23 protein-coding genes are annotated in these 20,601 nt (G+C 55.6%); 11 read left to right on the forward strand and 12 right to left on the reverse strand.

The genetic code is table 11. The features are described 5' to 3' along the window. Positions 1–60: 60 nt before the first annotated feature. From Z948_RS0111085 to Z948_RS0111125, 8 genes are all read right to left on the reverse strand, one after another. A complete protein-coding gene (locus tag Z948_RS0111085) occupies positions 61–693 on the reverse strand; it encodes a hypothetical protein (protein WP_025059636.1) in 633 nt (210 codons plus the stop codon). Between the two features lie 40 nt (positions 694–733). Continuing rightward, on the reverse strand, positions 734–1,342 hold the full coding sequence (gene plsY, locus Z948_RS0111090) for a glycerol-3-phosphate 1-O-acyltransferase PlsY (protein ID WP_025059637.1): 609 nt from the start codon (positions 1,340–1,342) through the stop codon (positions 734–736). Between the two features lie 15 nt (positions 1,343–1,357). Next, positions 1,358–2,632: a dihydroorotase gene (gene pyrC, locus Z948_RS0111095; RefSeq protein ID WP_025059638.1), complete on the reverse strand. Its 1,275-nt coding sequence runs from the start codon at positions 2,630–2,632 to the stop codon at positions 1,358–1,360. Next, positions 2,629–3,141, reverse strand: a complete 513-nt coding sequence (locus tag Z948_RS0111100; protein WP_025059639.1) for a hypothetical protein — start codon at positions 3,139–3,141, stop codon at positions 2,629–2,631. Before Z948_RS0111100 ends, pyrC begins: the two co-directional genes overlap by 4 nt. After that, positions 3,138–3,572 carry a hypothetical protein gene (locus tag Z948_RS0111105; protein WP_025059640.1) on the reverse strand — a complete coding sequence of 145 codons (435 nt, stop codon included), beginning with the start codon at positions 3,570–3,572 and terminating at the stop codon, positions 3,138–3,140. Before Z948_RS0111105 ends, Z948_RS0111100 begins: the two co-directional genes overlap by 4 nt. Before the next feature lie 97 nt (positions 3,573–3,669). Next, positions 3,670–4,203: a hypothetical protein gene (locus Z948_RS18045; RefSeq protein ID WP_025059641.1), complete on the reverse strand. Its 534-nt coding sequence runs from the start codon at positions 4,201–4,203 to the stop codon at positions 3,670–3,672. Next, entirely contained in the window at positions 4,200–4,694 is a 495-nt protein-coding gene (locus tag Z948_RS0111120) for a hypothetical protein (RefSeq protein WP_025059642.1), read from the reverse strand. Before Z948_RS0111120 ends, Z948_RS18045 begins: the two co-directional genes overlap by 4 nt. Next, a complete protein-coding gene (locus Z948_RS0111125) occupies positions 4,691–5,629 on the reverse strand; it encodes an aspartate carbamoyltransferase catalytic subunit (protein ID WP_025059643.1) in 939 nt (312 codons plus the stop codon). Before Z948_RS0111125 ends, Z948_RS0111120 begins: the two co-directional genes overlap by 4 nt. 107 nt (positions 5,630–5,736) lie before the next feature. Here Z948_RS0111125 and Z948_RS0111130 point away from each other — a divergent pair, with 107 nt between their 5' ends. The 5 genes from Z948_RS0111130 (at position 5,737) to Z948_RS0111150 (ending at position 12,892) form a co-directional block, all read left to right on the forward strand. After that, positions 5,737–6,513, forward strand: a complete 777-nt coding sequence (locus Z948_RS0111130; RefSeq protein ID WP_025059644.1) for a uracil-DNA glycosylase — start codon at positions 5,737–5,739, stop codon at positions 6,511–6,513. Next, positions 6,510–7,115, forward strand: coding sequence for a LysE family translocator (locus Z948_RS0111135; RefSeq protein WP_025059645.1), 606 nt, complete (start codon positions 6,510–6,512; stop codon positions 7,113–7,115). The genes Z948_RS0111130 and Z948_RS0111135 overlap by 4 nt, the downstream gene beginning before the upstream one ends. A gap of 3 nt (positions 7,116–7,118) precedes the next feature. Beyond that, a complete protein-coding gene (gene moaB, locus Z948_RS0111140; protein WP_025059646.1) occupies positions 7,119–7,661 on the forward strand; it encodes a molybdenum cofactor biosynthesis protein B in 543 nt (180 codons plus the stop codon). A gap of 119 nt (positions 7,662–7,780) precedes the next feature. Next, the gene (locus Z948_RS0111145) at positions 7,781–9,232 is read left to right on the forward strand and encodes an efflux RND transporter periplasmic adaptor subunit (protein WP_025059647.1); all 1,452 of its coding nucleotides are present in this window, start codon (positions 7,781–7,783) and stop codon (positions 9,230–9,232) included. 3 nt (positions 9,233–9,235) lie between these two features. Further along, positions 9,236–12,892 (forward strand): efflux RND transporter permease subunit, encoded by a 3,657-nt coding sequence (locus Z948_RS0111150; protein ID WP_025059648.1) that lies wholly within the window; start codon positions 9,236–9,238, stop codon positions 12,890–12,892. A 19-nt stretch (positions 12,893–12,911) separates the two neighbouring features. Here Z948_RS0111150 and Z948_RS0111155 read toward each other — a convergent pair whose 3' ends face one another. After that, on the reverse strand, positions 12,912–13,718 hold the full coding sequence (locus Z948_RS0111155) for a protein-disulfide reductase DsbD domain-containing protein (RefSeq protein WP_025059649.1): 807 nt from the start codon (positions 13,716–13,718) through the stop codon (positions 12,912–12,914). A gap of 130 nt (positions 13,719–13,848) precedes the next feature. Between Z948_RS0111155 and Z948_RS0111160 the strand changes: the two genes are divergently transcribed. Continuing rightward, a complete protein-coding gene (locus Z948_RS0111160; RefSeq protein ID WP_025059650.1) occupies positions 13,849–14,403 on the forward strand; it encodes a YqgE/AlgH family protein in 555 nt (184 codons plus the stop codon). On the opposite strand, the gene Z948_RS0111165 is transcribed toward Z948_RS0111160, so the two are convergent. After that, on the reverse strand, positions 14,400–15,344 hold the full coding sequence (locus Z948_RS0111165) for an L-threonylcarbamoyladenylate synthase (RefSeq protein WP_025059651.1): 945 nt from the start codon (positions 15,342–15,344) through the stop codon (positions 14,400–14,402). The two genes, Z948_RS0111160 and Z948_RS0111165, sit on opposite strands and share 4 nt — an antisense overlap. A gap of 136 nt (positions 15,345–15,480) precedes the next feature. On the opposite strand from Z948_RS0111165, the gene Z948_RS0111170 reads away from it, so the two are divergent. The 5 genes from Z948_RS0111170 to Z948_RS0111190 all read left to right on the forward strand — a co-directional run bounded on the left by Z948_RS0111170 (position 15,481) and on the right by Z948_RS0111190 (position 19,565). After that, positions 15,481–17,196 (forward strand): acyl-CoA dehydrogenase, encoded by a 1,716-nt coding sequence (locus Z948_RS0111170; protein WP_025059652.1) that lies wholly within the window; start codon positions 15,481–15,483, stop codon positions 17,194–17,196. Further along, positions 17,196–18,242, forward strand: coding sequence for an MBL fold metallo-hydrolase (locus tag Z948_RS0111175; protein WP_025059653.1), 1,047 nt, complete (start codon positions 17,196–17,198; stop codon positions 18,240–18,242). Before Z948_RS0111170 ends, Z948_RS0111175 begins: the two co-directional genes overlap by 1 nt. A 3-nt stretch (positions 18,243–18,245) precedes the next feature. Next, on the forward strand, positions 18,246–18,710 hold the full coding sequence (locus Z948_RS0111180) for a hypothetical protein (RefSeq protein WP_025059654.1): 465 nt from the start codon (positions 18,246–18,248) through the stop codon (positions 18,708–18,710). 104 nt (positions 18,711–18,814) lie between these two features. After that, entirely contained in the window at positions 18,815–18,949 is a 135-nt protein-coding gene (locus Z948_RS0111185) for an aa3-type cytochrome c oxidase subunit IV (protein WP_025059655.1), read from the forward strand. Positions 18,950–18,965: 16 nt separating this feature from the next. Next, on the forward strand, positions 18,966–19,565 hold the full coding sequence (locus Z948_RS0111190; protein ID WP_025059656.1) for a hypothetical protein: 600 nt from the start codon (positions 18,966–18,968) through the stop codon (positions 19,563–19,565). Here Z948_RS0111190 and Z948_RS0111195 read toward each other — a convergent pair. After that, complete coding sequence (locus tag Z948_RS0111195) at positions 19,554–19,880, reverse strand: AzlD domain-containing protein (RefSeq protein ID WP_025059657.1); 327 nt, start codon at positions 19,878–19,880, stop codon at positions 19,554–19,556. The two genes, Z948_RS0111190 and Z948_RS0111195, sit on opposite strands and share 12 nt — an antisense overlap. Next, positions 19,877–20,593 (reverse strand): AzlC family ABC transporter permease, encoded by a 717-nt coding sequence (locus Z948_RS0111200; protein ID WP_025059658.1) that lies wholly within the window; start codon positions 20,591–20,593, stop codon positions 19,877–19,879. The genes Z948_RS0111195 and Z948_RS0111200 overlap by 4 nt, the downstream gene beginning before the upstream one ends. Positions 20,594–20,601: the final 8 nt, after the last annotated feature.

The raw sequence follows: 20,601 nt of genomic DNA on the forward strand, positions 1-20,601 counted from the left end.
ACCAGAATTCATCTGAGATGCAAGTAATTTCTGTAATGACAGAAATCTCAGGCAATTGGGTTAGTCCTGCCGGTCCAACCTGAGCTTGAACAGGCCTGATGAAATCTCGATCTTTTGTAAAGATGAACCGTCATAGGTTAATTTCATCTTGGCTGAAGAAATTTTGAGAGGGCTTAGATGACCGGGGCCTTGAACGACTTTGTAAGACATTGAACAGGTTCGGGCGCTTCCGGTGACCGTGTCTCCCGTGGGCTCAAGATGCACAACCCGACGACCATCGTAGAGGTTTAATTTGTCTGGGCAGCCGCCCGCATTGATCAATGATCCTATTGCCTGAACAGGATCGGTGACCTGACCAACGACAAGAGCGGGATCCGAAAGCTCGGTCAGTTCTGCCTGTGGTGTGACCTTGGTCGAAACCGCGCGATTTTTGGCAATGCTGACCTCGACACGGCGCTGTTTGCGCGAAGATTTGCTATCGCCCGTAAACACGCCTTTTTTGCTGGACCCGTGAAAGGTGCCATTGAAAACACCCAATGGCGTGTTGTTAAGCGTGGATTTGAGCGTCTTGGCGCCGCCGTTTTGGGAATAGCTAAGCGTCCCAAGCGTTTTGCCGCCCAAGGAGACATCAAAGCTTTGTGCAGCGAGGGGGGTGGCGAACATAGCCGCGCACATGAGGGCGTAAAATTTCATTTAGATATCTCCACTATCGGCTGACCGTTTCGGTAGGGGATCACCCCTTTTGGCCGATCTTGGGTTCCGTTCCTGCCCGAATGCGCGCGATGTTCTCTCGGTGGCGCCAAATGACGATAATGGTGAGCAGGATACATAGGAAATACCCCATCCCATACCCAAGGAGGATCACAAGAACACTGGAAGACGCCGCCGACACGATCCCCCCCATTGAGGAAACCCGTGTGATTGCAGCGCCAATCAGCCAAGCAATACAGGCGCAAATGCCGACGGGCCATGCGAAGGCCAATAGGATACCCAAAAACGTGGCGACACCTTTGCCACCTTGGAACTTCAACCAAACAGGAAAGCAATGCCCAAACATCGCAGCGAGGGCTGCAATCTGAGCGGCATCTTCTCCGCTGATCTTTCGCGCCAAAAGCAAAACAACAGCGCCCTTTGCAGCATCAAGGATAAGGGTCGCCGCAGCCGCGGGTTTCGATCCCGTGCGCAAAACATTCGTCGCACCGATATTGCCTGATCCGATGTCGCGTAGGTTGCCAAGGCCCATCACCCGCGCAACCACTACGCCAAATGGGATCGAGCCAATCAAATAGCCAAGCACCGCCCAGAGCAGCAAAATCATCAGTGAGTTTTCGATCATCGGCATAAGAGTACTTTCTTATCAGGCGGCGTAAACACAGGTGCCAGCAACATAGGTAGATAAAACCTTACCTTGCATCCGAACACCGTCAAACGGGGTATTTCGCGATTTTGACAGCAGTGTGGCGCGATCCATTACAAATGGCGCATGTGGGTCAAACACCACAAGGTCTGCTGGTGCTCCTTCTGTCAGTCGCCCCGAAGATAGCCCCAGTCGTTGGGCTGGGTTAAATGACATAGCGCGCCACAGCTGGGGGAGGGTGATCATATCCGACAGCCAAAGGCGCAGGGCAGCAGGTAGCAAAGTCTCAAGGCCAACGGCACCAGATGCCGCTTCTTCAAACGGCAGGCGTTTGCTTTCTTCATCTTGTGGCGTGTGCATGGAGCAGACGATATCGATCAACCCATTGGCAACGGCCTCAACCATGGCCACACGGTCTTCTTCGTCGCGCAAAGGCGGCTTTAACTTAAAGAAGGTGCGATAATCGGCTACGTCCAGCGCGTTTAACGTTAGGTGGTGGATGCCGATGCCTGCTGTCACGTCCAGCCCGTTTGCTTTGGCCCGCGCCAAAGGGGGCAGCGCGCGGGATGTGGTGATCTGATCTGCGTGATACCGCGCGCCTGTCATCTCAACCAAGGCCATATCGCGGTCTAACCCCATCCGTTCAGCCATGGGCGAAACCGCCGGAAGGCCGCGCAGAGAGGCGAATTTACCTGATGTGGCTGCGGCACCGCGGCTGAGGGTTGGTTCCTGAGGGTGGGCGATGACCAGCGCGCCAAGGCTGCGGGCATAGGTTAAGGCACGTGAAAAGACCCGCGTGTCGGTCACGACATGATCGCAATCGGTAAAGGCAACAGCGCCTGCATCCATCAAGAACCCGATTTCGGTCATCTCCCGTCCTGCGCGCTCTTTGGTGAGGGCGGCCATTGGCAAAACGTTGACGGGGGCCGCTTCATTTGCGCGGCGGGTGACAAATTCTAGTGTTTCGGGGCTGTCGATTGCAGGGTCTGTATCGGGGCGGGTGATCATTGTGGTCACGCCGCCTTTGGCCGCGGCCAATCCGGCAGAGCGATAGCTTTCTTTATGGCGCTCCCCTGGTTCGCAAACCTTGACCCCCAGATCGACTAAACCAGGGGCAAGGTATTTCCCGCCGCAATCAATGACCTCGCCATCGGGGTTTGCGATGTCACCCGCGGTTACTTTGCTGATGATGCCGTCCTGCACACTCACCGAGCCTGCGAATTCGGTGCCTGCTTCGGGGTCAATCAGCGTCGCGTTGATGAAATGAAGGGTCATGACTTCTCTTTCTGAATTTGCCGCATGAGGTGATACACTTTTTCAGCATCGTCAATGCGTGAGAATTGCGGAGCACGGGTGGGAAAGGGGTGGCGTTTGCTGCGGCCCGCACGCCCGAAGACGACAGTGTGTTCGTGATCTGTGGAAATCTTGGTGTTTTTGGTGATCCGGAATTTGCGCAAACTGCGCCCCCGCCACGGATAGAACAACCCGATGATCGCCCGCTGATTAGTGAGCGTATAATAGCTATAGCGCCGCGCAACGGTGTCTCGGCAGATCGCATAAAGGGCAAGGGCCATCCCAACAGCGAAATGGGGCAGGCCAGCCAGCCACATCAATGCCCCCCCAATCGCCGCAAAGCTCATCCAGAGGAGGGCAAAGGCGCTGAACGTCAGGCCAAAGATCATCGGAATGAAATCGGCCCGAGACATCGCAAACAGAGGTGAGGGGCGGCCCTGCCATAGGATCTCTTCATCGTCGGCCAATATGTCATCCCAAGGGTCATTCATGGTTTTAGACGGGACCGTGCGCTGAGAATTTGTTCTGCGATAGTGGTGGGGTCTTCGACATAGGCGATGCGTAATCGCAGGCTGTTGGTAAGGAAAACAACAACAGTCCAGCCCAGCCGTTTACGCACATCAGCAATATCAGCCAATGGAATACGGGCCTCGCCTTCTGGTCCGTGATGGATCAACGCATCAGAACGCAGGTACCACCGATTTTCACGGGCGGCGCGCCAGCGGGCGGGGTCTTCGAATGCCATGTTATAAGCCACGGCTAGGACAGGCCCCACATACATTGCCTGCCAAAAACCAGTCGCCGCACCAATCGCCCAACCAACAAGGGCCACAACGACAAGGGTGATCAGCCCCACAATCAGGCTGCGGCGCAAAAAGACGCGCAGCTTGGGCGCCCAAGCAGCAAGGGCGTCGCTGCTCATCCCGCCATCCAGACCATGCCGCCTGCAACAGCAAAGGCAACAATGAGGGCGATCATCGCAATACGCCCTGACATTTTCGGGTCAGGTTTGGGTTCGTTCATCGAAAAATCCACCAGATTAGGAATAGAAGAAAGATAGCGCCAAATGCGCCAACTGCGCTGCCTAGTTTTGCACGGCGCGCAGGTTTTGCGGGTTTTGATACGCTGGAATAGGGCGCTGCAGATTTAGCAGCAATTGGCGCGACGGCCATGTCCAGCGGGGGCACCCCATAGGTGCCGATTAATGTCAGGTCGGGCGAGGGCGTAAACGAGATGTCTTTCTGATCGCTGACGCTGGAAAAGAGAAACAGAACGTAACCATCCAGTGCCTCAAGGCGAATGCGGTCACTCTGAACGCTTTTGGCCTCCATACCGTGGCCGTTGATCAGGTAGTCAGGCAGCCCAACGCCCGCGAGATCGGATAGCGCAAAAAGCTCAACATCATTGTCGGCTACAGGGTGCTTTAAAAGAGCCGAGGCCACGCCGGATTTTGAGGCTTGTTTTAACGCACGTGCCATATCCGCCATGGGCCGCGAAATCGCAAAGACGCGGATCACACCATGTTCAGTTTGGCGGATGTTAATCGGGGTCATGACACCCCCGTTTCATTTAAATGAGGCAACAGAGCCTCTGCTGTTTCTATATAGTCAAAGCCGATAGGAGCTGATTTTGCATTTCCATTGTGCAGGAACCCCACGCTGGGCGGCACGGTTTGCCTCAGTGTCGGGGGAGTCATCGCGCTGGGTGGATAGGCTTTGGCGTGGGTTTCGGTTTCGCTCACACGGAAAAACAAGGCCCGTTTGTCCGTTAGCGCGTATCTGGTGGCTTTGTAGGTTTTTAGTTGCTGCAATGTTGCCCTAGCGGGGATGATGATCAGCAACGCGGGGAGGATCAGCAGCCACATATCGCCCTGTGACCCTGTGGTGAAGATAATGAACCAAGCGGCCAATAACCCCGAAGCCGAGAGCGGCGCAGGCCCATAAAGCCGCCAGTTTCGCCAGTGAAGACGAGGTTTCGGGCGACCTGCCCAAAGCAGCTTTTCTTCCGGCTCCAGTACGTTATCCCAAAAGCTTGATGCGTTCATGCGCGGCTTTCTGCACGGTTTCGGGCCAGCAGATCCATCGCGGCCATCCGAACGGCCACACCCATTTCGACCTGATCCTGAATAACGCTTCGGTTGATGTCATCGGCAAGCGTGCCGTCGATTTCAACGCCACGGTTCATCGGGCCAGGGTGCATGACGATCGCGTCGGGTTTGGCGTGGGATAGCTTTTCGGCGTCTAACCCGTAGCGGTGGTAATACTCGCGCTCGCTGGGGATAAATCCGCCATCCATGCGCTCCTTTTGCAGGCGAAGCATCATCACAACATCGACGTCTTTCAGACCTTCTTCCATGTTATCAAAAACCTCGACCCCAAAGTCGCCAATTCCGGAGGGCATCAAGGTAGGCGGTGCAATCAGGCGGATGCGGTTTTCCATTTTACCCAGCAGCATGATGTTTGAACGCGCCACGCGGCTGTGGGCGATATCGCCGCAAATCGCGATGGAAAGGCGATGCAAACGGCCTTTGGCGCGGCGGATGGTCAGCGCATCCAACAAGGCCTGAGTCGGGTGTTCGTGGCGGCCATCACCCGCATTTAGAACCGCGCAATTCACCTTTTGCGCCAGCAGGTCCACAGCACCAGATTGCGGGTGGCGCACAACCAGCAAATCGGGATGCATAGCATTTAATGTCATCGCAGTATCAATCAGGGTCTCGCCCTTTTTGATCGACGAGGCCTGCATTGCCATGTTCATCACATCTGCACCCAGCCGTTTGCCCGCGATTTCAAAGCTGGCTTGCGTGCGTGTCGAGTTCTCAAAGAACATGTTGATTTGCGTCAGCCCCTTTAACGCCGAGCCGTGTTTATCAGGCTTGCGGTTCTGTTCGGCATAGCTATCTGCAAGGTCAAGCAATGTCGTGATTTCTGTGGGGTGCAGCGGCTCTATGCCAAGCAGATGGCGGTGGGCGAAACTCATGGTGAAACCTTACGCTGTTTGGCCCGTTATAGGCACGCAAACCCAGCGCGGCAAGAAGCCGAAGACAGGGCATTTTTATCCGGCATCGGGGGGCGTATGGTGTGGGCATGGAATCAGTGGATTTTCACACGGCGCGTGCGCTTTTGGAGTGGCAGATAGAACTGGGCGCGGATGAGTGCATCAGCGATACGCCTGTTGATCGCTACAAGCTGCCTGAAAGCATCGCCAAGCCGAAAAAGCCTGATGCAAAACCGCATCTGACAAAAGGACCGGTTAAAGCCCAAGAACGTGATCCAGAGGCCGAAGCCGAAATTGCAGCCAAGGCGGCGACCACTTTGGATGAATTACGCGCGGCGATGGGCGCGTTTGATCTGTGCGATTTAAAACGGGGTGCGCGAAATCTGGTCTTTTCTGACGGTATTGCTGGCGCCCCTGTGATGATTGTGGGTGAGGCACCCAGCAAAGAAGAGGACCGCGCGGGCAAGCCGTTTGTCGGTGCGGCGGGGCAGCTGCTGGATAAAATGTTTGCAGCCATTGAGATGGGCCGAAGCAATGAGCGCGCGCCAGTTTACATCACCAGCGCATTGCCATGGCGCCCCCCTCATAACCGTGAGCCGAAACCAGAAGAGCTTGCTATGATGCGACCCTTTCTGCTGCGCCATATCGAATTGGCTGATCCAAAGGTCGTTGTGATCATGGGCAATAGTGCCTGTCAGTCGCTGCTCGCGAAACGCGGTATCACGCGATTGCGGGGGCAATGGGCTAAGGTTGGGGGGAGGCCTGCGTTACCTATGTGCCACCCTGCCTATCTGATGCGCAATCCGGCGGCGAAAAGAGAAGCTTGGGCCGATCTGCTAGATCTGCGGCAGGCTGTGGTTAAATGATCGATCCCCTTACTCTTCTTGCCTTTATCCCCGCCGCTTTGGCGCTGAACGCGACACCTGGCGCGGATATGATGCTGTGTCTGGCGCAGGGGATGCGTTCAGGATCACGTTCTGCTTGGGCCGCAAGCGCGGGGATCAGCGTGGGATCTATGGTGCATGTTATGGTGGCTGGTCTGGGGTTAGGCGCCGTTATCTCGGCCTTTCCTTGGGCGTTTGACGTTATTCGCTGGCTGGGCATTGGGTATCTGTTGTTCCTCGCGTTTCAGGCGTTTCGCGGCGGGGCTACAAAAACTAAAGGTGACGGTATGAACCCATGGCGTGCTTTTCGCGCAGGGTTCTTCACAAACTTGAGTAATTTCAAAGTGATCTGGTTTGTTCTGGCTTTTGTGCCGCAATTCGTTGCACCCGACGCTGGCCCTGTGTTCCTACAGTTCCTGATTTTTGGCGGGTTGATTGCGATCGGCGGATTTTTTGTAAACGGCTTGGTTGGCGTGTTTGCAGGAACTTTGGGGGCAAGGCTGGTTCGTTCTGGCAGGGTGCTGGGTTACGTGACCGGCGGCATTTATACCGCGCTTGCAGCTAGACTAGCCATAATGGAATGACAGATGAGCAGAATTGACGAAGACAAAGAATTTGTAGCGATCCGGATTGCTGTTTTGACGGTTTCGGATACCCGCACCGAACAAGAGGACCGCTCGGGCGATGTTTTGGTCGCAAGGTTAACCGAAGCGGGGCACGAATTAGCGGATCGAAAAATTCTGCGCGATGAGCGCGTTGAAATCGCAAATCAATTGCGGGAATGGTGCGCAAACCCCGATATTGACGTGGTGATTTCCACGGGAGGAACGGGCCTGACTGGCCGCGATGTAACCGTAGAAGCCCACCGCGATGTCTATGAGAAAGAGATCGACGCGTTTGGCACTGTCTTTACCATCGTTTCGATGCAGAAAATCGGCACCAGCGCCGTGCAATCGCGCGCGACTGGCGGGGTGGCAAACGGAACTTATATGTTCGCGCTGCCCGGCAGCCCCGGCGCGTGCAAGGATGCATGGGATGAAATCCTGCTAAAGCAGTTGGATTACCGCCATCGGCCCTGCAATTTTGTAGAAATCTTGCCGCGGTTGGATGAACATTTGCGCAGAAAATAAGGTCTTTCAAATTTTTCTACCAAAAAAGTGACGGAAAACTTGATCTCGCCCGTATATGCTATGCAAGGCAAAAGCCTATATAGCGAAAATACATTCGACCTGAACAAAGCGGATACCCGATGCGGTTTTTAAGACAAAGTATGATTGGCCTGTTTTTGGCGGCCGTTACCTTGGGCCTTTTGGTCTGGGCTGTGCAGATGGTTGGCGGTGCTCTTCAGACGCGCTTGGCTGATAGCCCCAAGGGGCCACCGCCCCGCGAGCGGGTTTTTGCGGTAAACGTTGTATTAGCCGAAACCGGAACGCAAACGCCTGTTTTGGAAAGCTTTGGCGAGATCGCAAGCCGTCGCACGTTAGAGCTTAGGGCCGTTGATGGGGGGCGTGTGATTGCGCTGGCCGATGGTTTCGAAGACGGCGGGGCGGTCAAGGCCGGTGATATCTTGGTCAAGATTGACCCCGCAGATGCACAGTCGGCGATGCTTAGGGCGCAAAATGATCTAGCAGATAGCGAAGCCGAGGTTCGCGATGCGGCACGGGGGCTTGAACTGGCTCGGGATGAGTTATCAGCGGCCGAAGATCAGGCCGAGCTGCAATCCCGCGCAGCGCAACGCCAGATTGATTTAGCAAGCCGCGGCGTTGGGACCACCGCCGCATCCGAAACGGCTGAATTGGCCGCATCCGCTGCGCGGCAGGCTGTTTTGGCACGGCGCCAATCGCTAGCCGTTGCCGAAGCGCGGGTAGATCTGGCAGAGACCCAAACCGCGCGTGTTGTGATTGCCTTGGATGAGGCGCAGCGGCAATTGGACGACACCATTTTGCGCGCACCCTTTGATGGCACCCTAAGCGAAACAACCGTCGTCGAAGGACGTTTAGTGAGTGCGAACGAGCGGTTGGCCGAAATCATTGATCCCTCAGATCTGGAAGTTTCATTTCGCCTTTCAACGGCGCAATACGCGCGGTTGCTTGCCGAAAATGGCGAGATCGTAAAGGCAGAGGTTACAGTCAAACTGGACGTTTCCGGCGTGGATATCAAAGCAAAAGGGCGGGTGACACGCACTTCGGCCGCTGCTGGTGACGGTTTGACTGGGCGTTTGGTTTTTGCGGCTTTGGAGGCACCAATCGGTTTCAAGCCAGGTGATTTTGTGACCGTAAGTGTTCAGGAGCCCACCTTGCACAACGTCATTCGCTTGCCTGCATCTGCCGTTGATGCCTCTGGTGCCGTTTTGCTTTTGGGTGCCGAAAACCGGCTAGAAGAAAAGACTGTCTCGATTTTACGCCGTCAGGGCGATCATGTTTTGGTGCGTGGTGAGATTATAGGCCGCGAAGTGGTCGAGGCACGCTCGCCTCTGTTGGGGGCAGGAATATCTGTAAAACCCATTCGCAGAGGGGCAGAGGCCCCGAAAGGGCCACAGATGTTGGAGATCACAGAAGAGCGCCGCGCCAAGCTGGTTGCCTTTGTCGAGGGGAACCAGCGCATGCCAAAAGAAGCAAAAGCGCGGGTATTGGGCCAATTGGCCAAACCTCAAGTGCCAGCACAAATGGTCGAACGGATCGAAAGCCGGATGGGGGGCTAAACCATGGCGCGTGCAATCCCGAAAACGGCTGGCGGTATTCTTTCGTATTTCACGCGGCATAAAACCGTGGCGAACCTACTGTTGGTTTTGATGCTTGTGGCGGGCATAGGGGCTGCGCCAAACATGCGTGCGCAGTTTTTTCCCGATGTAATCGTCGATAGCGTTTCAGTGTCCACAATTTGGACAGGCGCAGGGGCCGAAGATGTCGATGAAGGGATCAGTCAGGTTCTAGAGGTCGCATTGTTGGCTGTTGAGGGCGTTGAAAGCTCAAGCAGCACTTCCCGTGAGGGCAGCAGCGTTGTTTCGCTGGAATTTGAACCCGGTTGGGATATGGCCCGTGCGGCGGCGGATGTTCAAACGGCTGTTGATGCGATTACTACCCTACCGGAAGAGGCCGAAGACCCGACCGTAAGGCGCGGCGCATGGCGCGATCGTGTAACGGATGTTGTTATTACTGGGCCTGTTGCGCCTGCTCAGCTGGGGCGTTTTGCGGATGAATTTGTAACCCGCCTGTTTGCCGCGGGCGTCACCCGAACCACGATACAAGGGGTCGCTGCCCCGCAGGTTTTGGTTGAGGTGCCTTCGGCAAAGTTGATCGCCTATGACGTCACGATGGCCGAAATTGCCACGGCGATTGCAGAGGAAGTCGATGCAGACCCTGCGGGAGATGTGGATGGCGCAAATGCGCGGGTGCGCACGGGCACAGCTAAACGCACCCCGCAAGAGATTTCCGGAATCACCCTGCGGTCAAGCCCTGATGGTTCAAAACTATTGATCGGGGATGTTGCAACGGTGCGCGCGGAAGGGGTTGACCGTGACCGAAGCTTTTTCGTCGGTGATAGCCCAGCTATGTCCGTGCGGGTTGACCGTTCGGACCGAGGTGATGCGATTGGCATTCAAGGAACTGTTGAAAAGGTCGCCGCCGAGCTGAAATCGAACCTGCCGTCTACTGTGTCGGTTCAATTGATCCGCACAAGGGCCGAAGCCATCTCGAACCGTCTTGATCTGTTGATCGAAAACGGGATGTTGGGGCTTGGGTTGGTCGTGACATTATTGTTCCTCTTCCTGAACGCGCGGACAGCGTTTTGGGTGGCCGCAGGCATTCCTGTTGCGATGGGGGCTGCGATTGCTCTGATGTATATTGGTGGTCTGACCATCAATATGATCTCGTTGTTTGGTTTGATTATCACCTTGGGTATTGTGGTGGATGACGCCATTGTCGTGGGCGAACACGCCGACCACCGCTATCGTTTAGGGGGCATGGATGCTGCGCAAGCTGCCGAAGGGGCGGCACAGCGTATGGCGATGCCCGTCTTTGCGGCAACGTTGACAACCGTCATTGCCTTTTTCGGTCTGACCGCAGTTGGCGGGCGTTTCGGAGACCTGATCCGCGATATTCCCTTTACCGTTATTGCCGTGCTGATCGCTTCGTTGATCGAATGCTTTTTGATCCTGCCCCACCACATGAACCACGCATTAGCCGGCATTGATAAGCGGTCGAAATTTTCGACGGGCAAGCTGATCGTTGGCGCGATTGTTAGCGCCCTTGTTGTGAGCGTTGTTTTATGCGTGATCATATTTGCGGGTAGCTATCTGGTGCTTCGCCTGTCTGGGGGTGAACTTCCTGTTACCTACGAGGGGTATCTTACCTTTGCTGGTGTGGTTCCTTTTGTCATTGCGGCCCTTTTTGTTGGTATGCTGTTGTCACGGCGTGGCGCCGTTGGGCGGGTTGTGAAAATGCTGGGGAAACATGGCATCGATACCCCCTCGGTCGTTGTGAACGCCGGATTTGTCTGGACACGCGAGCGGCTGTTCAGGCCGTTTATGGCGGGTGTCATTGCCGCACGTTATGTTGTTTTGGCAGGTGTGGTTGTGGTCTTGGCCAGTCAGGTTTCGCTGTTTATTCAGGGGGATGTTCAGTGGCGGTTCTTTAATGCGCCTGAACGTGGCTCGGTCACGGGTAACTTTATCATGACCGAAGGGGCATCCCGCGAGGATACCCTAGAGATGATGCATGAAATGCAGCGCGCCACCGATGTTGTTGCAAAGCAAATGCAAGAGAAACACGGCACCAATCCGCTGGATTATGTGATTGCGCAAATCGGTGGGAACTCTGGTCGAGGGCTTTCGGCTGCGGATGGCAAGGATAGCGATCTATTGGGCGGCATTTCGATCGAATTGATCGACGCGGACCTGCGGCCTTATTCCAGTTTCGCCTTTGTCGCTTTGCTTCAGGAAGAAGTCGTGCAGCATCCGATGGCAGAAACAGTATCCTTCAGAGGGTGGCGCTCTGGTCCAGGGGGGGATGCATTGGATGTTCAGTTTTACGGGGCGGATACGCAAACTTTGAAAGATGCCTCCGAGGCTCTGCAAACGGCGCTTTTGCAATATCCAGAGGTCAGCGCGGTTGAAGACAATCTCGCCTATGACAAAGAGGAATTGATCCTTGACCTGACGCCGCAGGGGGCCGCATTGGGCTTTACCATTGACCAACTGGGCAGCGTTCTGCGCAATCGTTTGGGCGGAATCGAAGCGGCGACATATCCAGATGGTCCGCGCTCGGCCGCTATTCGCGTCGAGTTGCCAGTGGGTGAGCTAACGGCAGATTTTCTGGACAGCACGCAGATGCGGACAACCGCGGGCAACTACGTCGCATTGGGCGATATTGTCAGCGTTGAACGCCGTACAGGGTTTAGCACAGTACGACGGGAAAACGGGATCAGATTGATTTCTGTTACAGGTGATATTTCCGAAGATAACGCTGTGCGCGCAACAGAGATCAACACCGCTTTGGCCGAAGATATCCTGCCCACGATCGCTTCGGAAAAGCAGGTGGAATACCGTCTTGCGGGGTTAAACGAACAAGAAGACCAGTTCCTTTCCGATGCTTTAACGGGGCTGGTTTTGTGCCTGACGGGTATCTATCTGGTGCTGGCTTGGGTGTTTGGCAGCTGGACCCGCCCCATGGTTGTAATGGCGATTATTCCATTCGGTTTGGTCGGCACAATTTATGGTCACAACGTTTGGGATGTTCCGCTTAGCATGTTTACGGTTGTCGGTCTGTTGGGGATGACGGGGATCATCATCAACGATTCCATCGTTCTGGTCACCACCATTGACGAATACGCAGCCGAGCGGGGGTTGTTCCCCTCTATCATCGACGGCGCTGCCGACCGCTTGCGGCCTGTTATGCTCACAACACTCACCACTGTTCTGGGCATGGCGCCGCTGTTGTTTGAGCGCAGCCAACAGGCGCAATTTCTCAAGCCTACGGTGATTACGCTGGTTTATGGGCTGGGGTTCGGGATGATCTTGGTTCTGCTGGTTGTGCCTGCACTGGTCGCCGCCCAGCATGATATTGGCCGCCAGATCGCCGCTATGCGTCGCGGGCTGCGGGCCCCTGCGCGCGGGTTGCAGGCGGGGTTGTTTGCGCTTTGGGCTGCTTTGCTGCTCTGGGGAGGGGTGACAATGGGCTATGCGATTGTTCAGGGGCAATTATATGCGCCGCTGGGTCAGGTGTTCCCAGATTTGTTGCTGCTTTCTGCGGTGGTTGGTGGTCTAGCCCTGTTTATAGCTGGCGCCGCGATTATCGCCCTGTTTGGCTATATCGTCGGCGCGCTGACCTTTACCCTGCGCAGCCGCGCAATTGTTAGCGAATAAAGAAATGGTGTTCAGCCTGTTAACCGGCTGAACACCCTTGCAGATCAACCGCGTGGGACGACCCCATCACGGTAAAGCGGATGGCAGAACGATCCAGCGCGAGCGGCCCAGATCCGTTCGGGATCATCTCGGCTTTTGCGACCAGCGTGTTGCCGCTTCGGTTGGTATCCGCTTCAGAGACCCAAACGTCTGGGCGGCCTGCCTCTATCACAACATGCTCGTTTGAGCCGGTTGAGGGCAGCTTGAGGCGGGCGGTGATGTTCATGCCGTCTTCGGATGGCGAAAGCGTGCAAGATACCCCAGCGGCGCCCGCCTCTGCCGCAGAATAAGGGGTTTCGGCCAAGGCCGCAGCGATGACCGGTACAGGCACGCCGTCGGTATTCCCAAGGGTCCCTTTCAGGCTCATCGTGTAGGGCACGCAAATGTCTTTGCAGACGCCGATAGCCATCTTGAGGTTAATCTTGATAGGCTTATTCGCCTGTTTGGCGGCGATAGTGATCGGAAGGGTCACTTGATTAGAGTAGCCAACGGATCGCATGCCGTTTTGTTCAAACACCTTTGGCGTGGGCCAGCTGATCGAAACACCAGCAAGGTTGCGCGAACCGTTCCAGTTGAAATCTGGCGGGATGCCTGCATCACCGGGTGCGCGCCAATAGGTTTTCCAGCCATCAGCCAGTGTGATCTGCACGGCGCTTACACGGGTGCCGTCAGGTTGCTGCCAACCGTCAATCAGTTCTGCGGTGGCCGGAATCCCGACAGGGTCATCTGCCAAGGCGGTGCAGGCGGTGCCGATTAGGGCTGCGGAGCAGAGAATGGTTTTTATCATAGGGTATATGTGGCGACGACAAAGCGGTTTGCCAAGTCACAAGTAGTTTAGCCATGTTTCGCTCATGCCGCTTGCGACTTGGTCAGCAGCGCTTAAAACTATGTTCAGGATCGCTTTTCAGGAGGCTGATATGGATTTAACGGGGCAGGTGCTGATCGCCATGCCGGGGATGAGTGATCCGCGGTTTGTTCGGTCGGTTGTGTTCATCTGTGCCCATTCCGACGAGGGCGCGATGGGGCTGATTGTGAATAAGCCTGCAAAGGACGTGACCCTGAAAGAAGTGCTTTCGCGGCTGGATGTCATGGCCGACGACAGGGCCGAAGACGCGCTGGTCTATATTGGCGGCCCTGTAGAAACCGAACGCGGCTTTGTTTTACATAGAGACGCGCATAGGCTGAATGAAGATACTTTGCCCATTGGTGAAGGTTTTGTCCTGACGGCTACCCAAGATATTTTGGTGGATGTCGCACAGGGTGTGGGGCCGGAAGTTTTCGTTTTTACCTTGGGGTACGCAGGTTGGGCGGCTGGCCAGCTAGAAAGCGAAATTTTGCAAAATGCTTGGCTCACGGCGCCTGCAACACCTGAGCTGATTTTTGAAACTGTTGGCGTGGCCATGTGGGAAACCGCGCTTAGGAGTATCGGGATCAATCCCATCACATTGTCGGGGGCGGCAGGGCGGGCCTAGTCCCGAGGGGCAGCCGCGCGATTAAGACGATCATTTATCGCGCGCCCCAATCCATGCATCGGAATAGGCGCAACAGCGATCGGGCCGCCCATTTTATCCAATTGGTGCAAGTGACCAAAAAGGTTCGCAGCAGCCTCAATCAAATCGCCGTTTTCTGAAAGGTTCAGCACACCTTTTATCGGGCCGAACCCCAGCATCAACTCGCCTTTTTTCGCGCAGGTTGCGTTTAGGCGGACGGCGCCATTGGGGGCGTAATGTGATGTCAGTTGCCCCGGGGCTGTGATGCTATTTGTTTCGGGTAGGGCAAGGCTATAGCCCAAAACAGCTTCTATTTCTTCGGACGGTAAGCCGCCGGCCCGCAGCAAGACGGCTTTGTCGCCTTGCAGGCCGATAATGGTGCTTTCTAATCCTACGTTGCAGGGGCCATCATCCACGACAGCGGCAATGCGCCCATCTAAACCAGATAAAACATGTTGGGCAGTTGTTGGGCTAATTCGACCTGACGGATTGGCCGAAGGTGCAGCGACAGGGCCGCCAAAAGTGGCGAGAAGCTTTTGCGCAGTAGGGTGGGCGGGAACCCTTAGGGCAACAGTGGGCAAACCCGCAGTCACAAGAGGCGAAAGGCTATGCCCTTGGCGCAATGGAAGAACCAGCGTCAGAGGCCCGGGCCAAAAGCTGTGGGCAAGTTGATCGGCTGTATCGCTCCAGTCTACGTAAGTCTTGGCTATTGAAACCTCTGCCAGATGAACGATGAGCGGGTTAAACGAAGGCCGCCCTTTAGCCTCATAAATCGCAGCGACGGACTCGCCTTTACGGGCGTCAGCACCCAACCCGTATACGGTCTCTGTAGGGAAGGAGACGAGTTCACCATCCCTCAAAAGAGCCGCTGCGCGATCAATGTCCGCTGGGGTAGCCGTCAGGTGTTGTGTTGCTGCAGGCATGGCTGCTCCTCATGGACTATGACGTGGCGTTTTGATTGTGTGAACGCGTCGTGTCTAGCATCGTTGGCGCTAACGGCCTTGGCTAGGGTGCTTGGTTGCCTTAACGGAAGGTCGGATTGTTTTGAAAGGCATTAGTATGACGTATCGCGCACCTGTTGAAGACTACAATTTTCTATTTGAGCATGTTGTAGGTTTGCAAGGGCTGCGTGCAACAGAACGTTTTGCAGAAGCAACCGATGATGTCACGGCTGCGATCCTCGGCGAAGCGGGCAAAATGTGCGAAGAAGTGCTGGCGCCGCTCCAACGGGTTGGTGATTTGCAGGGCTCGTATCTGGAGAACGGTGTGGTGCGTACACCTCCGGGATATGCAGAGGGCTTCAAAGCCATCGCCGAGGGAGGTTGGGTAGGTATCGCAGCTGACCCTGAATACGGCGGTATGGGGTTGCCAATGGCATTGACGACAGCCGTTGGCGAGATGATGAGCGGCTCGTGCCTGTCGCTTCAAGTCGCACCGATGCTGTCACAGGGTCATATCGAAGCACTGGAACACCACGCGAGCGATGCGTTGAAAGAAGTGTTTTTACCAAAACTGATCAACGGCGAGTGGATCGGCACGATGAACCTGACCGAACCGCAGGCGGGGTCCGATGTTGGGGCGCTAAGCACCAAGGCCGAAGATAATGGTGATGGCACCTATGCAATCACCGGACAAAAGATTTTCATCACTTGGGGTGATAGCGATTTCAGCAGCAACACCTGCCACCTTGTTCTGGCGCGCCTGCCTGATGCGCCTGCTGGGGTGAAAGGGATCAGCCTGTTTATTGTGCCAAAGCTGCTGCCGGATGAAAACGGTGAACCAGGTGTGCGCAATACGCTGGGTGTTGTCAGTTTGGAGCACAAGATGGGGCTGCACGGCTCACCCACTTGCGTGATGCAGTATGACGGGGCCAAAGGGTGGCTTGTCGGTGAAAAACAGGGCGGCATGGCGGCAATGTTCACAATGATGAACAACGCCCGTTTGGGCGTTGGTGCACAGGGTGTCGGGGTGGCTGAAGCAGCCTATCAACATGCTTATGCCTATGCGCTAGAGCGCAAGCAGGGCAAGACAAGCGCCCACGCAGAGAGCCAATCCATCATCGGCCACGCCGATGTGCGCCGGATGCTGGCCAGCATGAAGGCGGATGTGTTTGCGTCACGTGCGATCTCTGTTTGCAATGCGGTTGCGATTGATATGGCCAATGCAACGGGTGACAAGGCGTGGAAGGCCCGAGCGGCGCTGCTCACTCCGATCTCGAAATCCTTTGGCACGGATACGGGAATCTTGGTGGCTGATACGGGGCTGCAGGTCCACGGTGGTATGGGCTTTATCGAGGAAGCAGGGGCGGCGCAATTCTGCCGCGATGTTCGGATCACCTCAATCTATGAGGGGACAAACGGCATCCAAGCCATGGATCTGGTTGCGCGCAAAATGATGGACGGTGGCGAGGCAGCAATGGCGCTGCTGGACGAAATGGAAGAAGAGATCGAAAAGGCCAAGGAGGTATTTCCGAACCTTGCCAGTGATGTTTGGGAGGCTTGCGAAAGCCTGCGTGAAGCAACCGAATGGATGCTTTCCCAAACCGATATGCAGGATCGCTTTGCCGGTGCTGTGCCCTATCAACGTGCCTTTGCTCGCGTTCTGGGCGGCCATATGCACCTAAAGGCGGCACTAGCCGACCGTGGCGGCGCCCGAGAAAAGCTGGCCCGTTTTTATATCCTGCGTTTGATGCCTGAATATGCTGCCTTGTTGGTGCATGCGCAGGCGGGGGCGGCGGGTCTGTTTGCCCTCACCGATGAAGAGTTGGCAGTATAATGGCTGATGTCGCACCAAAGGGCCTGCGCTATCCGTGGGAAACACCGCCCAGTGGAACCGAAGCGATTGAGGTTGCACCAGGCGTTTTGTGGATGCGTGTGCCTCTGCCGATGAAGCTGGACCATGTGAACATCTACGCATTGGATGAGGGCGATAGCTGGACCATCATTGACACGGGCTTTGCATCCAAAAAGACAAAATCCCAGTGGGAAGAGATCATGGCTGGCCCTTTGGGGGGTAAACCAGTGTCGCGTGTTGTCGTCACGCACCACCACCCCGATCACATTGGGCTGGCGGGTTGGTTCCAAACCGAACATGGTGCCGAATTGGTCACCACACGCACCGCATGGCTCACCGCGCGGATGCTAACGTTAGATGTGCAGGACGTGCCAAACGCAGAATCGCTGGCCTTTTATCGCTCGGCTGGGATGGATCAGGCGATCTATGAAAAACGCGCCACGGATCGCCCCTTTAACTTTGCTGACATTGTTGCGCCGCTTCCGCTTGGGTACACGCGGATCAAACAGGGCGACACCATCCAGATGGGTGGGCGAACGTGGGACGTGCATATGGGGAATGGCCACGCCCCTGAACACGCGACGTTCTGGAGCCGTGACGATAATCTGGTGATCGCTGGTGATCAAATCCTCCCCTCGATCAGTCCGAATGTAGGGGTATACGCAACCGAGCCAATGGCTGACCCCATTGGCGAATGGCTAGAAGCTTGCGAACGGTTGGCGCTTTTGGGGCGCGAGGATCATCTGGTCCTTGGGGGGCATAAACTGCCCTTTACGGGCCTGCCAACGCGGATGCGGCAATTGATCGACAACCACCATGGCGCGTTGAAACGACTGCTGGAATATATCGATACCCCCAAAACCGCTGGTGACGTTTTCCCACCTTTGTTCAAAAGAACGATAGGTGAGGGTGAATATGGCCTTGCACTGGTTGAAGCCTTTGCGCATTTGAGCCACCTTCACCAAGAAGGCCTCGCCACGCGGACAAAACGCGAAGATGGAGCGTGGTTGTATCAGCGTAAGGGGTAAGCCATGGGCGAACAGATCGAAACCGCAGCGGAAGCTATTGAGGCACATGCGTTGCCACGCGTGCACGAAGTACACAGCGATCCCGATGCAAAAAACGCCAAGGACCAGCCTGTTCCCAAAGGTGTAGCCGACAAGCCTGTCGAGCAAAAATCACCTGCGCAATGGGCCTATGAACGCACGGTTTTGTATCTAAAGAAGTTCGAAGAAGGGCTGGATGACGGCCAAGAGATCGCCATGGGTTTTGCAGGCACAGACGCAGGTGTTCTGAAAATCGAAGGGATGGGGTATTTTGACCCTGATGTCGTTACCTTTTACGGCACCGACCCTGCGGGTGGCAAAATGCAACTGGTGCAACATGTCAGCCAGCTAAGCGTTGTTTTCCGCGCAGTACCCAAAGCGGTAGAGACCGAAGAACCTAACCGGATCGGGTTTAAACTGCTCGAAGATCTAGAGACAGGCGAGACATAAGCGCGGCATCTTATACACATTGGGGAAATCTGACGTGACAGGGCGGGTGAAATACCTTACTCCCTGCCCAACACGAAGCGAAATTTGACGAAAGGGACGTTCCCATGGCTGAGCACAAACACGGCACAATGAACACGGAAGCAAACGAAAAAACCTATGAAGGGTTCATCACGTTTGTGACGCGCTCGGTTATTGCGATCCTTGTATTCCTCGTTTTGTTGGCGATTTTCGCCCGCTAAGTGAACGGACAATCTGATGACAAAATCTTTTCTCGCGCTGGCGCTAACAGCAGCTTTGGTTGCTGGCTGCGCGGAAAAAGGTAAGGAATCACCGATCCAAGAGATCGAGGCGCGCGCCTTTGCACATCATGGTCAGCCGAAAATCACGCTGATCACGATGGTGAACAACCGGACCGGTGCAGGTGGGCATAGTGCCTTGTTGGTTCAGGGCTCTCAGTCTGTGATCTTTGATCCGGCTGGCTCGTTCGAGCATGAGAAGGTGCCAGAGCGTGGTGATGTCCTATATGGCATGTCCCCGAAGTGGATCCAGATTTACAAATCGGCCCATGCCCGCAGCAACTTTCACGTTGTCAGCCAAGAGTTCAGTGTAACACCTGCCCAAGCGGCGCGTGCGATGCAATTGGTCCAAAGCAGCGGGCCAGTTCCCAGCGCCTTTTGCGCAAATTCCATATCCGGCTTGTTGCGGCAGGTGCCAGGGTTTGAAACCATCCGCCAAGGGTATTACCCGCTAAAGCTGATGGAACAGGCCGCGGAGCTACCGGGCGTGTCAACGACCCGTTATTATGAGGATGACGAGGGCAATGTCAGCGACGGCATTCCCAAATCAGCCGAGTAGGTAGAGCAACCCGTAAAGCGTTGCCGCGCCGCTTAGGATGGCCAGCAGAACATTTTTGGTAAATAGACCAACGCAAAGGGTTATCGCTGCCGCCGCGGCACGAGGCGTGTCAAACGCGCCCTCTGTTGCCGTCGGCCATACGACCTGTGGCGCGACCAAGGCGGGTAGGATCGCAACTGCGGTATAACGCAGGTGGCGCAGCAGCCACGCAGGCATCGCCCGATCCCCGACCAGCCCTGTAAATACAAACCGCAGGCCAAAGCTGCCGATGCCAAGCAGGATGATAACCGTCCATAATGTGGTTGTGTCGATCATGTCCGCGCTGCCTTTTTCTCAAGCCAAAGTTCGGTTTGGGCACCAGCCATCATGCCAGCGATACCCGCAATAATCAGACCCAGCGAATAAGGTACGCCCGCCGCTAAAAGAGCAACGGCTACCGCGACAAGGGCAGCCGCCACATGGGCCGCTGTGCGAAACATAGGCGCGATCATCGCCAGAAAGGTGATGGGAAGCGCAAAATCCAAGGCCCAGCTTTCGGGTACTTGGGTGCCCAGCAACGCACCGACAAAGGTAAAGCCATACCAAAGCGGCACAATGGGCGTCACAGCGCCAAGGAAATAGGAGACCCGTTCAGGGACGGACATCTTTGGTTCTTCTTCAAATTTGGCGACACCGACAACATAGGATTGATCGACCGTCAGATAGGCGCATAGCGCGCGCTGCCACAAAGGGGCCGCCCCGATATAGGGGGTAAGCGAGGCGGAATACATCGCCATGCGCAGGTTCACCGCAAGTGAGGAGACCAACACAATCACTGTTGGCACATCTTCCTGCATCAGCTGAAGTGCGGTGAATTGGGCCGCCCCTGCAATGACAACGATGGAAAAGGCCAAAGTCTGAATAACATTCAACCCCGCCTCAGTCGCGAGAACACCAAAAAGCGTTGAAAAAGGAATAATCACCAGAATGAACGGGCTGCTATCTATGATCCCTTGGCGATAGTAAGATTTGCTGCTGGTAGAGGTCATATCTTGTC

It is taken from the genome of Sulfitobacter donghicola DSW-25 = KCTC 12864 = JCM 14565, from assembly GCF_000622405.1.
GTDB lineage: Bacteria > Pseudomonadota > Alphaproteobacteria > Rhodobacterales > Rhodobacteraceae > Sulfitobacter > Sulfitobacter donghicola.